Source organism: Desulfuromonadales bacterium (assembly GCA_035620395.1).
Classification (GTDB): Bacteria; Desulfobacterota; Desulfuromonadia; order Desulfuromonadales; family DASPGW01; genus DASPGW01.
Map to the genome: position 1 here is coordinate 1 of DASPGW010000179.1, position 15399 is coordinate 15399.

13 protein-coding genes are annotated in these 15399 nt (G+C 60.2%); 8 read left to right on the forward strand and 5 right to left on the reverse strand.

Annotated elements, in window-relative coordinates:
• A partial coding sequence (locus VD811_09420; protein ID HXV21187.1) for a phosphoglucomutase/phosphomannomutase family protein occupies positions 1–864 on the forward strand: 864 nt, incomplete at its 5' end.
• Positions 865–920: 56 nt separating this feature from the next.
• Here VD811_09420 and VD811_09425 read toward each other — a convergent pair.
• Both VD811_09425 and hcp read right to left on the reverse strand, forming a co-directional pair.
• On the reverse strand, positions 921–1646 hold the full coding sequence (locus tag VD811_09425) for a hypothetical protein (protein HXV21188.1): 726 nt from the start codon (positions 1644–1646) through the stop codon (positions 921–923).
• Between the two features lie 142 nt (positions 1647–1788).
• Complete coding sequence (gene hcp, locus VD811_09430) at positions 1789–3471, reverse strand: hydroxylamine reductase (GenBank protein HXV21189.1); 1683 nt, start codon at positions 3469–3471, stop codon at positions 1789–1791.
• A gap of 177 nt (positions 3472–3648) precedes the next feature.
• Between hcp and VD811_09435 the strand changes: the two genes are divergently transcribed.
• The 5 genes from VD811_09435 (at position 3649) to rtcA (ending at position 8891) form a co-directional block, all read left to right on the forward strand.
• The gene (locus VD811_09435; GenBank protein HXV21190.1) at positions 3649–4170 is read left to right on the forward strand and encodes an EVE domain-containing protein; all 522 of its coding nucleotides are present in this window, start codon (positions 3649–3651) and stop codon (positions 4168–4170) included.
• Complete coding sequence (locus VD811_09440) at positions 4167–6551, forward strand: AsmA family protein (GenBank protein HXV21191.1); 2385 nt, start codon at positions 4167–4169, stop codon at positions 6549–6551. Before VD811_09435 ends, VD811_09440 begins: the two co-directional genes overlap by 4 nt.
• Before the next feature lie 54 nt (positions 6552–6605).
• A complete protein-coding gene (locus tag VD811_09445) occupies positions 6606–7106 on the forward strand; it encodes a ferritin family protein (protein ID HXV21192.1) in 501 nt (166 codons plus the stop codon).
• A 185-nt stretch (positions 7107–7291) separates the two neighbouring features.
• Positions 7292–7804 (forward strand): ferritin family protein, encoded by a 513-nt coding sequence (locus tag VD811_09450; protein HXV21193.1) that lies wholly within the window; start codon positions 7292–7294, stop codon positions 7802–7804.
• A 34-nt stretch (positions 7805–7838) separates the two neighbouring features.
• A complete protein-coding gene (gene rtcA, locus VD811_09455) occupies positions 7839–8891 on the forward strand; it encodes an RNA 3'-terminal phosphate cyclase (GenBank protein HXV21194.1) in 1053 nt (350 codons plus the stop codon).
• 56 nt (positions 8892–8947) lie between these two features.
• On the opposite strand, the gene glgP is transcribed toward rtcA, so the two are convergent.
• Together glgP and VD811_09465 are read right to left on the reverse strand one after the other, a co-directional pair.
• Entirely contained in the window at positions 8948–10663 is a 1716-nt protein-coding gene (gene glgP, locus VD811_09460) for an alpha-glucan family phosphorylase (GenBank protein ID HXV21195.1), read from the reverse strand.
• A gap of 68 nt (positions 10664–10731) precedes the next feature.
• Complete coding sequence (locus VD811_09465) at positions 10732–11592, reverse strand: ChaN family lipoprotein (GenBank protein ID HXV21196.1); 861 nt, start codon at positions 11590–11592, stop codon at positions 10732–10734.
• A gap of 198 nt (positions 11593–11790) precedes the next feature.
• On the opposite strand from VD811_09465, the gene VD811_09470 reads away from it, so the two are divergent.
• Positions 11791–13023: a multicopper oxidase domain-containing protein gene (locus tag VD811_09470; GenBank protein HXV21197.1), complete on the forward strand. Its 1233-nt coding sequence runs from the start codon at positions 11791–11793 to the stop codon at positions 13021–13023.
• Between the two features lie 38 nt (positions 13024–13061).
• Positions 13062–14225: a multicopper oxidase domain-containing protein gene (locus VD811_09475; protein ID HXV21198.1), complete on the forward strand. Its 1164-nt coding sequence runs from the start codon at positions 13062–13064 to the stop codon at positions 14223–14225.
• A 105-nt stretch (positions 14226–14330) separates the two neighbouring features.
• On the opposite strand, the gene VD811_09480 is transcribed toward VD811_09475, so the two are convergent.
• Positions 14331–15332, reverse strand: coding sequence for an SCO family protein (locus VD811_09480; protein ID HXV21199.1), 1002 nt, complete (start codon positions 15330–15332; stop codon positions 14331–14333).
• Positions 15333–15399: the final 67 nt, after the last annotated feature.

Consider the following 15399-nt stretch of genomic DNA (forward strand, 5'->3'; position numbering starts at 1 on the left):
GCCGTTAATCCCATGTACGGGACCGCCCGGGGTTATCTCGATGTGATGCTACGGGAGGCGGGCGTCAAGGTCCAGACCATCAACGACCATCGTGACCCTTATTTCGGCGGCCTGCCCCCCGAACCGTCGAAGAGCCACATCGGCGACTTCATCGGCATGGTCCAGCGGGACCCGGAAATTCGCCTGGGGCTCGCCACTGACGGCGATGCCGACCGCTACGGCATCGTCGACTGTGACGGTACCTTCATCGAGCCCAATTATATCCTCGCACTGCTGGTCGATTACCTGGTGCGGGTCAAGGGGAAGAGCGGCGCCGTCGCCCGTTCGGTCGCCACTTCCCACTTTGTCGATGCCGTGGCTGCTTACCATGGTCTCGAAGTGCTGGAGACGCCGGTCGGCTTCAAGTTCATCGGCGACTACATCAGCCAGGATCGCATCCTCATCGGTGGCGAGGAGAGTGCAGGGCTCACCGTACGTGGCCACGTACCGGACAAGGACGGCATCCTCGCTTGTCTGCTGGTGGCTGAAATGGCGGCGGCCGAGAAGAAGCCGCTGACCGTGCTGCTGGCCGAGCTTTACCGCCGGGTCGGCGAGTTTCACACCCGGCGCGAGAATATCCGCCTCTCCCCCGAACTCGAAGATGCCTATGCCGGCAAACTTGCTGCGCCGCCGACTGAACTGGCGGGGAAGAAGATCGACAAGGTGGTCACCGTCGATGGCGCCAAGTTCATCTTCCGCGACGGCACCTGGGTGCTCTTCCGCAAGTCCGGCACCGAACCGGTGGTGCGGGTCTATGCCGAGGGGCGCAGCGCCGAGGAGCTTGAACAGCTGTTCAAGGCGGCCGACGCCTTTATCCGGGGGTAGCCGGAAACGAAAAGGGGTTCGTCAAGAGCCCCCTTTCGTTTCCTTATCTCCTTCAGCTACGCCCCCAGTACCTCCTTCAGCATCTCCGCCAAATCCAGCAGGGCCCGTTCGCCGTCGCCGACGAAGGTCGAACCGTGCATGGCGGCCAGCCGCTGCGGCTTGAGGGCGGCCAAGGTTCTCAGGGTGGCATCAGTCAGCGGCGTGTAGGGAACCGAGTGCGCCAGAGGTCCTGCCTCGAAGTCGAGCAGCGTCTGCCGCACCCGGCAGATGACGCTCTCATGGGTTAGCGGTTCGACGTGGCCGTTTTGCAGGAAGAGGTCGGAGCAGAGCAGCGAACCTCCGGTCTCTTCGAAAAGCAGACTGGCGTCCCAGCCGTGCGGGACATGCGGGGTGGGGAGAAAACGGAAGCGATACCTTCCGGTCTGCAGGATTTCATTCTTTGCCAGGATGTGCGCCTTGCGGTCGGCCCAGTCGTCGATATTGATCATCCCTCCGACCTGCCCGCAAACCGGGACGGCCTGCGGCGCCGTGGCCAGCCATTCGTTGAGCGAGCCGCATTCGTCGGCCTCGAAATGGCTGAAGCCGATCCAGCGCAGCGTAATCGGGTCGATGAGGCGCGCTACCGCATCGCGCACCATCGGAAACATCCGCCGCAACCCCGTGTGATAGAGAAGCGGCTGCGCATCGCGGACGAGGAACTGATTGAACTGCAGGTTCGCCTGCGGCACATAGAGAGAGATGCGGAACAGGTCGGGTGCGATCTCGTCGATTTTGACGGACATGAAACCTCCAGGCAAGATGCCGAATTCATCCGTCCCTTTGTATCGCGGAATGGATGATTGTTCAAGGGACCATCGGAAAAAACAAAAGAGCGCGGAGATGAACTCCGCGCTCTTTTATATGTAAAACAGAAAGTTAAGATGATTAGCCGAGAATCTGCTTGAGGTCTCCCTCGGCCGTCCCGATGGGGCCGATGTTGAAGTTCTCGACCAGGAAATTGAGCACGTTCGGGGTGATGAAGGCCGGCAGCGACGGGCCGATCTTGATGTTCTTGATCCCCAGGTGGAGCAGGGTGAGCAGGATCGCCACCGCCTTCTGCTCGTACCAGGAGAGGATCAGGGAGAGCGGCAGATCGTTCACTTCACATTCGAAGGCGTTCGCCAGGGCGACGGCAATCTGAATGGCGCTGTAGGCGTCGTTACACTGACCGACGTCGAGCAGGCGCGGGATGCCGCCGATGTCGCCGAGGTCGAGCTTGTTGAAGCGGTACTTGCCGCAGGCGAGGGTCAAAATGACCGTGTCTTTCGGTGCCTGCTCGACGAACTCGGTGTAGTAGTTGCGCCCCGATTTGGCGCCGTCGCAGCCGCCGACCAGGAAGAAGTGACGGATAGCGCCGGCCTTGACCGCATCAATCACCTTGTCGGCGACGCCAAGGACGGCGTTGTGGCCGAAGCCGGTGAGAATTTCCTGACCGGGGTTCTCATCAAAGCCTTTACCTTCCAGGGCTTTGTTGATGACAGCGGAAAAATCCCAGCCGTCAACGTGTTTGACGTCCGGCCACTGCACCAAACCCCAGGTGAAGAGGCGATCTTTGTAGCTGTCGGCCGGCTTCTGGATGCAGTTGGTGTTGAAGATGATGGCGCCGGGAAAGTTGACGAACTCCTTGGCCTGATCCTGCCAGGCGCCGCCGAAATTGCCGGCCAGGTGAGCGTACTTTTTCAGACCGGGATAGCCGTGGGCAGGGAGCATCTCGCCGTGGGTGTAGATATTGATCCCTTTGCCCTCGGTCTGCTTGAGCAGCTCTTCGAGCATGCGCAGATCGTGGCCGGTGACGAGGATGGCCTTGCCCGCCTTGGTACCGAGTTGGACCGGGGTGGGCACAGGGTGACCGTAGCGGTCGGTGTGCGCCTTGTTGAGCAGCTCCATGGTGACCAGGTTGATGCGGCCGCACTCCATGGCGAGGCCGACGAAATCCATCAGACCGAGGCTCGGGTCGAGAGTGGCAGCAAGCGCCTTGTGAGTGAAGGCATAGATTTCGTCGTTCTCGGAGCCGAGGGTGAGGGCATGGTCGGCATAGGCGGCGTACCCCTTGATGCCGTAGATGATGATCTCCTGCACGCTCTTGACGTCGGCGTCGATGCTGTCGCTCTTGAGCCCGTGCGCTTCACCCTGCTGGATCAGACCGGCAAGGTCGGCGGCCGGCTGCCACTGGGCGGCGGCGGGGATGGTGCCACTGACCGGGCCGGCAAGGACTTTGGCCTTATCCTTGATCGCGGCGCCCTTGCGGATGATCTGTTCGATGGCGGCGGCGTCGAAGTCGACGTTGGTGACGGTGGTGAAGAGTCCCTCGATCATGAAGCGGTCGATCCCGGAATCCTTCTTTCCCGCTTTGCGTGCCTCATTGGCCCAGAAAGCGATGCCTTTCAGGCCGTAGACGAGCAGGTCCTGCAAGGCGGCGACATCCGGCTGCTTGCCGCAGACGCCGATTTTGGTGCAGCCTGTTCCTTGGGCGGCCTGTTCACACTGGTAACAAAACATGTTCTTCTCCTTGTTGGTGGTGTGGGGTTTGTTCTTGGACATTCCCAGAAATTCCCAAATGTTTTTCATCGATGCTCCTGTCAAGGGGGCCCTTCGATGGAACCCCGGGTTGGTTTCGCGGCCAGGTAAGGTATAATTTTTTTGATTGTTGACCCTGCAGCGTGACCCCACAATACTGGTTCAGCCTGATCGCGACCTTGACCTCGGTCAAAAGAACGAAAATGTCGAAAGTTTTCAGGAGTGCTGATGTCTCTTCCCCGGCGCCGCTACTGGTTGATGAAATCGGAACCGGCATGCTTCTCCCTCGCCGACCTTGCCGCCAGCCCGAACGGCGTCAGCCACTGGGACGGCGTCCGCAATTACCAGGCCCGCAATCTCCTGCGGGATGAGATCACGGATGGCGATGGCGTTCTCTTCTACCACAGCAGCATCGCGGAGCCGGCCATTGTCGGTATCGCCCGGGTGGTCAGCAAGGGATATCCGGACTACACTGCCCTCGATCCGCGGTCCGACCATTTCGACCCGCGGGCCAGCGACGAAAATCCCATCTGGTATATGGTCGACGTGCAGTATCTCGCCACCCTGTCGCAGCCGCTGACGCGGGAAGATCTGGGCCGGCATCCAGTGCTGGCGCAGATGGAAGTGCTCAAAAAAGGGAACCGCCTTTCGGTGCAACCGGTGACCGAGGAACAGTGGCAAACGATCCTGCAATTGGCGGCAATAGCCGACCCGCTGGCGGATACGCCGCCGGGAGGAAGGAAACAATGAAGAAATTTTTTCGAGTGCTGAGGATCATTTCCGCCATTCTGGTGCTGCTTGTGGTGGTGTTGACCGTTGCCGCCAGGATTCTGATCACCCCCGAAAGGATACGGGCAGCCGTCCTGCCCGTGGCCAGGGAAGCCCTGCACCGTGAGGTTGAGCTTGGCGAGATCAGCATCAGCCTCTTTCGCGGCATTACCCTGCACGATCTGAACGTTCGGGAAACCGACGGCAAGGAATCGTTCATCTCTGCCGACCGGGTGCTCCTGCGCTATCAGTTCTGGCCGCTGCTCTTCAAACGGGTCGTGATCGATGAAGTCCGCCTTGACGCGCCCCGCATTCGGATCGAGCGTCTGGTCGACGGCAGTTTCAGTTTCAGCGATCTGCTGCCCGCGGATGCGGCGACTCCTGCGGCTGGGATTCCTGTGGCGCCGCCTGCGCCGTCCGAAGCATCGCCGATCGATCTGCTCGTCGCCGAGGTGGCGATCAGGGACGGGCTCGTCGTTTTCCTCGACAGGGTCGTCAACCCCACCGCCCCCCTCGAATACAAGCTCGCCGATCTCAACCTCACCGCCAGCGACATCTCGATGCAGAAGGATTTCCCTGTCTCTCTGCAGGCCGGAATCAATGGCTCTCCTTTGGAGATCACCGGCAGGGTCAATGCTGCCAGCCGCAGCGGGCAGGCCAGCGTGCGTCTCGACGACCTGGACGTGACGGTTTTTTCTCCCTATTTCGCCGCGCAGCTGCCGGGCAAACTCGGTTCACTCAAACTAAAACTTGATCTGACGGCCGACGGCAATGCCGAGGGGGTTGCATCCAGCGGCCGCATCGAAATGAAACAGATCGACCTGGTTCTCGACGCGCTGAAAGATGCCCCGCTGCGCGGCGCCAGTGCCTCACTCGATTACCGGCTCAAAGTTGATCTGGTTCAGAAGCGGCTGGCCATCGATGAGGCGAAGGCGGCTTTCAACGGCATACCGCTGCTGATCACTGGTACCATCGAGAATTACGCGGTGGCGCCGGCCATCGATCTGAAGGCCACCATCGCCGACCTCGACCTGCGCCAGGCGATAGCCGCGATTCCGGCTGCGCTGGTGCAGGATGTGAAGGGTATGGACCCAGCCGGCACGGTCAATCTCACCGCGCATCTGGCCGGACCGGTGGACAAGGGGGTCGGACTGCTGCGCGAGGCAGAGATCCGCCTCAATGGCATCCAGGCCAATGTTGGCGGCCTGCGCCCGGCCCTCAGCGGTCAGCTAAGTGTGCGGGGCGACACTCTTGACTCCCGCGACCTGAGTGTGGTTGCGGGGGATAACCGGGCAGCAATCGAGCTCAAGGCAAGCAATCTCTTTGGCCGGCCGATCACCGTCAGTAGCCGGATCACCTCGGAGCGGTTCAATCTCGAACCGTTGCTGCAGGAGACGGCGACTCCGGTCGGGACGGCGTCGACGCTGCAACCGAAGGTTCCTGCAGCGACGCCGGTTGAACTCGGACCCTTCGATCTGCCGCTGCGGGCCGACGGCAGTCTCCAGATCGGGCAGGCATTTTACAAGGGGGTGGCGGTCGACAATTTCGACCTGCACTATCTTCTCGAGAAGAATGTATTGACTGTCGACCGGTTGAGTGGAAAGGTGGCCGGCGGCAGTTTCAACCAGACGGTCCGGATCGACCTGACAAAGAAAGGTCTGGATTATTCAACCCGGCTTGCTCTCAAGGACGTGCAGGCCGAGCCGCTGGTCAATGCCTTTGTCCCGAAGGCAGCCGGCACCGTTTTCGGGGAACTGAGTCTGAATGCCGATTTTAACGGCCGCGGCACACTGCCGGAGACGCTGAAGCGCAACCTTTCCGGCAACGGCGGCTTTCAGATTGAGGACGGCAAGCTGACCGGTGCCGGCCTGGTAAAGGGTCTCGCCGATTTCGTCAATCTCGAGGAGTTGCGGACGCTCAGCTTTCGGCGGGCGAAGGGTAGCTTTACCGTAACCAATGGCAAGGTGAGTCTGAACAGCGATTTTTCCGGCAGCGATGTGCGTTTCGCACCATTGGGGACGGTCGGTCTGGATGGCGACCTCGATATCGCTCTCGACCTGCGTCTCTCACCGGCACTGACGGGCAAGTTGGACCGGCGCGGCAATGTCGCCCAGTTCTTTACCGATGCCGAGGGGTGGGGACAGCTTCCGCTCAAGGCAAAGGGTACGATTGGCGCCCCCCGGTTTGCTCTGGACAGTTCCGCCGTCAAGGGCAAGGTCAAGGAGAAGGCCCGCGAGGAGATCGAAAAAAAGCTGCAGGAAAAGGTTCTCGACAAACTGGCGCCGAAGGAAGGGGAGGAGGGTTCCCGGGAGCCGGCCAAACAGATGCTCGAAGAAGGCCTGAAGAAACTCCTCGGGCGTTGACATGCGGTTTCTCTTTGTGCTACAGGTGGCAAAAAAACAAGGGAGTTGAGTGGTATGACAGGTTTGGAGGATTTCAGCGGGTTCGAAGTGATCCGGGCGGCCATGGAAGTTGAAAAGAATGGCCACCGTTTTTATGCCGCCATGGTACAGAAAGCCAAGAGTCAGCTGGCCAGGGAGATTTTCACCTGGCTTGCCCAGGATGAAGTGCAGCACCTGAAGACCCTCGAACAGCTTGTCCCCAAATACGAGGAAGGGTCCTTCTGGGAAGAGGAAGAGCAGTTTCTGCCCTATCTGCGCCGTTTTTCCGACAGCGAGATATTCCCCTCTCCCGAGCGTCTTGAGGCAGTTCTGCAGAAGGAGGACTCCGACCTCGAAGCATTCGACCTGGCCATCGAGGCCGAAGAGAAGTTTGCCGAGTATTTTCACGTTGCGGCGAAGAATGCCCGGTCTGCCGAAGGGAAAGACGCCTTTACCTGGCTCGCCGGCGAAGAAGACCGGCACGCGGCAGTTCTAAAAGAACGACGCAGCAAGCTTTTGGCGGTCGCAGCGGGATAGCGTCGCTATTACATGGGAGGAAAAGGGGCGCCTGCAGAGGCGCCTTTTTTTGTGGACAACGATAGCGGCAGGCCGGCACCCGTCGACTTGACAGCCAATAGGCACCGGTTAAAGTTGAGGTGCTGATTTTCAAAGGAACACCGGGAAAACGGCTCTGCGAACCAAAGTCGTAACAGGAGGCATGGATGAACGTGTTTGATTTTGCCATCAAGATGGAGCTCGACGGCAAGGCATTTTACGAGAAAATGGCCAAAGGGACGAACTTAGCTGGCCTGCAGGCAATTTTCTCACAACTTGCTGCCGATGAGCAGAAGCACTACGAAATTTTCCTGGCCCTGAAAAGCCAGACCCAGGCGACGGCCATGGAGGACACGACGGTTCTCGAGCAGGCAAGGAATGTTTTCGAAGTGCTTCTGGAACAGAAGGAGACCCTCGGTCCCATCCAGGGGGACCTGGAAGGATACCGCTACGCCATGAAGGTCGAGGCGGACAGCTTCCGACTCTACGAGGACGCCGCGCAAAAAGAAAGGAACCCGGATGTGAAGAACCTCCTGCTGCGCATTGCCGGCGAGGAGCGCAAGCACTTCTCCATCCTGCAGAACATCCTCGACTTCGTCAACGCCCCAAATCAGTATCTTGCCTGGGGCGAGTTCAGCAACATCGACGAATTCCGCCAGTTCGGTCGCGACGTTGATTGATAGGACATGAGCCGGTCATTCCAGGGGCCGAATCATGATCCTGATCGACGGAGCTGCGGGAGAGGGTGGGGGGCAGGTTTTGCGCAGTGCCCTGACCCTCTCTCTGCTGACCGGCACACCCTTCAAGATTGTGCACATCCGGGCTCGCCGCCATAAGCCTGGCCTGATGGCTCAACACCTGCAGGCCGTCGCGGCAGCCGCGGCAGTGGGAAGCGCTCGCGTCGAAGGGGCGCATCCGGGTTCCACAACCCTCGTTTTTGTACCGACCACCATACGGCCTGGCCATTACCGTTTCGAGATCGGCACGGCCGGCTCAACCTCCCTGGTGCTGCAGACCGTCCTTCTCCCTCTGGTTTTTGCCCGCGGTCCTTCAACCATCGAAATCACCGGCGGCACGCATGTCGCCTGGAGTCCCTGCTTTCATTATCTTGACCTGCATTGGCTGCCGTATCTGCGCGAGATGGGGTTGGCCGTTGAACTGGCGCTGGTCCGGGCCGGCTTCTACCCGCGCGGTGGCGGCCAGGTCACAGCCCGCATCCGGCCCGCCGAAATTCTGCGGGGCCTGTCACTGGTCGAACGCGGCCGACTCAGGAGGATTTTTTGCCTCTCGGCCGTCGGCAATCTGGAGCAGAGCGTGGCGGAGCGGCAGAGCTGTGCGGCACTTCCACGGCTGGCAGGCCTGACGGCGCAAGTCGAGTCCCGAAATATCTCCCTGCCCTCGGTCGGAAAGGGGACGGTATGTCTCATACTGGCCGAATTCGAGCGAACAAGGTGCTGTTACTATGCCTTGGGGGAGCGGGGAAAACCGGCGGAACGAGTCGCTGAGGAAGCAGTGGATGCTTTTCTTGCCTTTCTGGATACCGACGGGGCGATTGACGAATTCCTTGCCGACCAGCTACTTCTCCCCCTGGCCCTCGCCCAGGGCGCCTCAGAGTTGCGCACGGCCAGGGTGAGCCAGCATCTGCTCACCAACGCCGAAGTCATTCGCCGGTTTCTTTCGGCCAGGATTGAAATCATCGGCAGTCCCGGCAAGGCAGGCCTGGTTCGCGTCCAGGGAAATCCGGCTGCCGTAGCAGCAGGCTCATAGCTCCTGGCTCATGGTTCTTGCTGCGAGCCACGAACGATGAGCCAAGAGCTATCGCTTCAGCGGATGTAAGCCTCAGTTACGTAGCGCCGCATCATCACATGGGTATTGAAGTAATAGGCGTTCTTGCCGATGGCGCTCTTCATGATCCGGATCCATTCCGGGCGGTTGTCGTAGTAGGTGGGGATGATCACCTTCTCCAGCTTGTCGTAGAGATCGGCGGCGTCGGCTACCGAATGATTTTCACTGGTCGAAGTCTCGGTCGGAGGTGGTCCGATCGACCAGCCGGTCACTCCCTCGATATGCCCTTCGATCCACCAACCATCGAGTACGCTGAAGTTCGGCACGCCGTTGAGGGCCGCTTTCATGCCGCTGGTGCCGGAGGCTTCGAGGGGCCGCAGCGGATTGTTCAGCCAGAGATCGACACCCGGGATCAGACGGTAGGCGACATCCAGATTATAGTTTTTCAAATAGACGATTCTGACCCTGTCGCGCAGCTGCCTCGACTGCTGCACGATCCGCTGGATGACAATTTTCCCCGCCTCGTCCCGAGGATGGGCCTTGCCGCCGAAAACCAGCTGAATCTTTCCCTTGCCGATGTGCAGCAGCCGCTCGATGTCGGAGAGGATCAGGTCGCCTCGCTTGTAAGCCGCCGCGCGCCGGGCAAAGCCGATGGTCAGTATGTCATGGTCGAACTGCTCGCCGGTGGTTTCCTCGATGTACTGAAAAAGATAGGCCTTGGCCCCGCAGTGAGCATCCCAGATTTCCTCGTCAGGAATAATGTCGACGCGCACCAGCAACTCGGGTTCGTTGGCCCAGCCTGGCAAATAGCGATCGTAGAGAGTGACGAAAAAAGCGGAAGCCCAGGTGAAGGGATGAATGCCGTTGGTGATGGCATGTATCTCGAAACCGGGGAAAAGGTTCTTGGAGATCTCGCCGTGTTTTTTTGCGACTCCGTTCACGTAGCGTGAGAGTTGGAGAGCCAGCATGGTCATGTTCAGTTCCTCTTTCCCCCCCAACTCGCGCAGCAGGCTGATCGGCACTACTTCGCCCATGATCCCTTCGACCATGTCGTAAGAAAAGTGGTCATGCCCCGCTTTGACCGGGGTGTGGGTAGTAAAGACACAATGCTCCATGACCTGGGCGGTGTTCCAGGAAGCGCGCTCGTCCCAGGTATCCTCCAGTGGCCGACGGAAACGATTGAGCAGTTCAAGAGTCAGCAGGCTCGCGTGCCCTTCGTTCATGTGATATTTGCGGATGGTGAAGCCGAGAGCCTCGAGAATTCGGGCACCGCCCAGGCCGAGCACGATTTCCTGTTTCAATCGGCAGGCATGGTCGCCCCCGTAGAGATGATCGGTAATGCGGCGGTCTTCAACGGCGTTGCCGGCGATATCGACGTCGAGAAAGAGAACCGGCACTTCACCGCCGGTGGGGCTTTTTACCGGGTAAAGCCAGGACTGCACCATGACATCCCGATTTTCGATGGTGACCAGGGTCTTGACCGGCAGCAGCTCCATATACGCGTCCGGATGCCATTCGACCGGAAATTCCAGTTGCCATCCGTCGGGGTCGAGGTCCTGGCGGAAATATCCTTTGCGACTGGCCAGAGTGACGCCAACCATCGGCAGCTTGAGGTCGGCTGCACTCTTGATGGTATCTCCGGCCAGGACGCCGAGTCCGCCGCTGTAGGTCGGGATATCGTTCGACAGGCCGATTTCCATGGAAAAGTAGGCAATTTTCGGTTCGCGGAGGTATCGCTTCCAGTCGATCTTCATAACTTCCCTTGCTTGAACGGGATGCGTGGTGGATCAAGACAGGCGGTGTGTTTATGCGCCGGATATTGTTAATGCAAAGGCGCCTCTTCGACTCCCTGCAACAGGTAATCCGCTTCGGCCGTGGTGATGTTGCCCGGGTCTATGCGGCCGGGGACTTCCGGCAGCAGGACCCGCATTTCAACCTCCCGGCGACGTCGTATCTGTTCCGGGATGCCATGCTTCCACGCATGGCCGCTGCCGGCCAGCACGACGATGATGGCATCGGGATGCCGGTCCAGATAGTCGAGCAGGGTTTGCGCCATGACGTTGTCCCAGAGCAGCTGCGCTTCGCAGAAATGGAGGAATTGGGTGCCATTTTGGGCATGCCCGCCGAGGGAGCGGCGGATGAACTCCTGGTAGCGGTCATCGACGTCGCAGCGCACCATCGGTAGTTCCCCCATCTGATGTGGAGAGAGGGAGGAGAAACCGTTGCGGGCCACCTGCTGGGTGATCTCCCTGGAAAGGTTGAGCCCCAGCAGGGGGACCTTCTCTTGCCGAGCGTACTGAAAGATATCCCGATAGACCGGCCACATGGCCCAGTTCTGCCGGTAGACCTTGAGGAAATTCTCCTCGCTCATCTTCCCCGACACCCACAGGTCGAGAGCCCCCTGATTTTCCCGGCGAATCATTTCCAGGCCTACGACCACCGGCGCTCCCGCCTCTTTCAGGGCGCGAATCACCTGAAGCTGCGCCCGGTGATGCCCTTCGTTGTCATGCATCTCGCCCATGAAGACCAGACGCACACCCCTGAGCTCCTCGATCAACTCAAAGAAATCGACATAGGTACCGTCGGCCACACGCAGCGTATGCGCCTGGCCGGGAGCCGCTGTCAGAATGACGGCTATGGCAAGCAGCAGACCCAGGAAGGATTTCACGGTAGTTCTCGACATCGTTCAATCTCCTGCAAGGAAGTTCTCGCCAGTTCATGTGCACCATTATAGCCTAAAAATGCCTGGTCAGGACTGAACTGCCCCGGTGCTGGCGGGAGTATAATACAAGTAAGCAGATATATGGAGGAAGGTTGGATTATTTGCATTCCTCATGGCGCGTTATTCAAATAGTTCCGGATTCGACAGAAGGAGCAAGCCATGAAACGCAGAGAATTCATCAAGTATGGTGCCTACGGAGTGACGGTCGTGGCCTTCGGGTCGATGGTCACTATTCCGCAGTTCATAAAGGTTGGGGCCGCACGACTTCCCAACGGTGGTACCCTGAAGCTCTCCATGAAGGAAGTCCTGTTCGAGATGGTGGACAAAAGGCCCGTCTATCACTGGGCTTTTGCCGACGCCATGCACGGCCCGCGCATCCCGGGCGTCATGCTCATGGCCCGGGAAGGGGAGATGATCAATATCGCCTTGACCAACGAAATGGATGAGGCGCACGCCTTTGCCATCCCCGGCGTGGTGGACAGCGGGCCGCTTGCCGCCGGGGAAAGCCGGACGTTGACCTTCGCTGCACCCCGAGGGGGAACGTACCTCTACTTCGATCCACTGAACGCCCCGGTCAACAGGGTCATGGGGCTCTACGGTGCCATGATCGTGCTGCCGGCGGCGGGAAACACCCCTTACAGCGACCCGACACCCCTGGTGCAGGGGCTGTTCGACGCTTTGGGCGACCAGGGGACGATGCCCGAGTTCTTTCCTGGTGATGCCTGGGATCCTGCGAGAAACTGGGTCTGGCTCTTCGCTGCGGTCGACCATAAGAAAAATGAGATGGTGAGGAATCTCCCGGCGGGTCAGGCCATCGACCCGGAGGTCTTCCTCGACGGCTACCTGCCGCAATACTTCCTGCTCACCGGCAAGAGCGGCTTCTTCTCCTCCCACGATCCGGAGATCTTCCCGCACGGCAACATCGGGCAGCCGGCCATCATCCGCACTCTGAACGCCGGCCTGGCCACCCACTCGCCGCACATCCACGGCACCCACCTGGCCCAGATCGCCGTGGACGGGGTGGTCGCCGAGAATCCCTTCTCCCTCGACACCTGGTCGCTGCCGCCGTTGGGACGGGTCGACCTGTTCCATCCCTTCGTCGCGCCCCTCGATGCCTTCCCGTGGCCGCCGAGCAACATCCTCGAGTTTCCGATGCCCTTCACCATGCACTGTCACACCGAGATGTCGCAGACCGCCGCCGGCGGCAACTACCCGCAAGGGGCAGTGACCGACTGGGAAATCCGCAGCCCGCAGGTGGGCGGTCCCGAAGCCTCGGAAGAAGAGTTTCCCTCCTTCCGGGGGATGGATCCGGCCATGTTCAAACGGACCAGTACTGCGGGGAGAGGATCTGCTGGCCACGTGGCCAAAGAGAGCGGGCATGGGTCTCACTGAATTGAGCGTTGTCACGGCTCAGGACTGGAGGTTGAACCATGGCTGATACTAACCTGCGAAACGACAAGGAACTTCCGGTGATCGTGCGCGACGAGGTGCATGCGGACCATGTCCTCTTCATCGATGCCGACGGCAATCCGGTCACCGATCTAGATATGTTCGAACGTTTTTCCTGCAAGATCCCGAACCTGAACCCCGACACTCCGGACCGGGTGGAGCCTGACCTGGTCAACGAACGGGAGTTCTTCGAGGACGACCTGCCGCTGCTGCCGGGCGGCGGGCGGATTCGCATATTCGGCTTCAAGGAACCGGATGGAGAACCGCAGTTTCCGGCTCCGACCATGCGCTGGGTGGAAGGGAAGATTATCCACTCGATCGTCCACATGAAGAAGAACACCCACACCATCCACCATCACGGCATGGACGGCACCAACTTCAACGACGGGGTGGGGCACACCGGCTTCGAGGTCAGCGGCAGTTACACCCACCAGTTCAAGCCGAGGGTCGCCGGCACCTACCTCTACCACTGCCACAAGAACACCGTCCTGCACTTCGAGATGGGGATGTACGGTTTTCTCATCGTCGATCCGCCGGTCGAGGGAGCGCCGTTCCGGGACGGCGGACGGGGGATGGTGCGGCGGATGAACGACATCGTTCCCTACGACGTCGAAGCCATGTGGGCGGTCGACGAGTTCGACACCCGCTGGCACCGGCCCATCAACCACCTGGCCGGGCTGGCATGCCCCTTCTACAACAGCTCGCAGGTGAATGCCTTCGTCCCTACGGGCGATGAGAACGTCGGCCTGCACGATTTCCGGCCCGATGTCTTTCTCGTTTCGGGCGTCGCTTCCACGGGTGAACCGATCGCCGACCGCCGGGTGGCGGTGCAGGCCGCCTGGGGCGACACCATACTCATCCGGCTGCTCAATGCCGGCTACACGGTGCAGGAGTACCTCTTCCCGGACCTCACCGTCGAGGTGGTCGATGTCGACGGCCGTCCTCTGGGGCACGAGCCCGAGGGGACCTTTTCCCGACCCTTCACCATTGCCGCCGGCACACCCTTCCGGCTCACCACGGCAAGGCGCTACAGCATGCTCGTCACCCCGGCCGAAATCGGCCGTCATCCCTTCAAGGTGCGTTTCCTGCACTGGATCACCGGCCGCGAAGTGGGTCGCCTCGAAACCTTCATCGACGTGCTTTGATTGGCAGGAATGAAAAAACTCCCCCCCCCTTAGCGGGGAGGGAGTTCAATGGCTGGGTGGAAGGTTGCACCTGATCAAATTCGTTTTTTTCGCCCTCAATGACTCTCAATGATGGTGGTGACCACCCTCCCGGCTGTGCTCCACCCGGTGGCTCTCTTCAGCGATGTACGTCAGCAGGTCCTGGACATCGGACTCGGTCAGCCGCAGATTCGGCATCGGCACGTTGTTCCATTCGGCCAGCAGGGCCAGGGCGAGCGGATCCTTCTCCGTCAGCATCTTGTCCGGCTCCTTCAGCCAGCGGGCCAGCCAGGCGCGGTCCCGCTTGCGGTGCACATTGAAAAGGTCCGGCCCGAGAGCTTCTCGAGTCGAGGCGACGGCAGCGTCCGCACCGATGGTGTGGCAGGCGGCGCAGCGGGTGCGGAACAGGCTTTCGCCTTTGGAGATGGTCCGTACTTCGGGGGCGCTGGCATAATCCTGGCCGGTTTTCGGCGGCATCTTCCAGTTGTGCAGCCAGCTGCCGACCTGCGTGGCGATGATATAGGGGTTTTCATAGGGCGAGACCTTCGTCCAGCGCCCCGTTTTCTGGTTGCCCATGATGAGGTTCGTGCTGTGCTGCGACAGGGCGGCCTCCCCCTCCCGGTACAGCCCCAGCTTCCGGCGCAGTTGGGTGGTGTCCTCTTTTTTGCCGGTCAGGAACAGCCAGCCGGGGCCGGCCTCGAACCTTTCCGCATAACGCTTGAGCACCTCCGGCGTGTCGACGTCCGGATCTATGCTGATCGAATATATGAAGACGTCCTGGCCGACCCGATCCCCCAGGATCTTCTGGACCTCGCGCAGCCGGGCAGTCTCCAGCGGGCAGACGTCCGGACAGCTGGTGAAGATGAAGTTGATCATCACCACCTTGTCCTTGATGAGATCATCGAAAAAGCGCACCGGTTTTCCCTCGTGGGTGACCAGCGGGACATTGGGGAAGTAGTCGGCGCCCCAGGGCACCGCCCCCTTTGCGGCAGCTGCGGCGGGAACGCCCGTGGTCAGCAAAAGGGCGGCGACGAACAGCAAAAGGGCGGTGACGACTGTCGGCCTTGTTTGGTGGTGATTGTGCTGCATGAGCGTAATCTCCTTTGAATAGATTCCTGTGGGCATGATTATACCCAAAAAAATCCGAGGGGCCAAT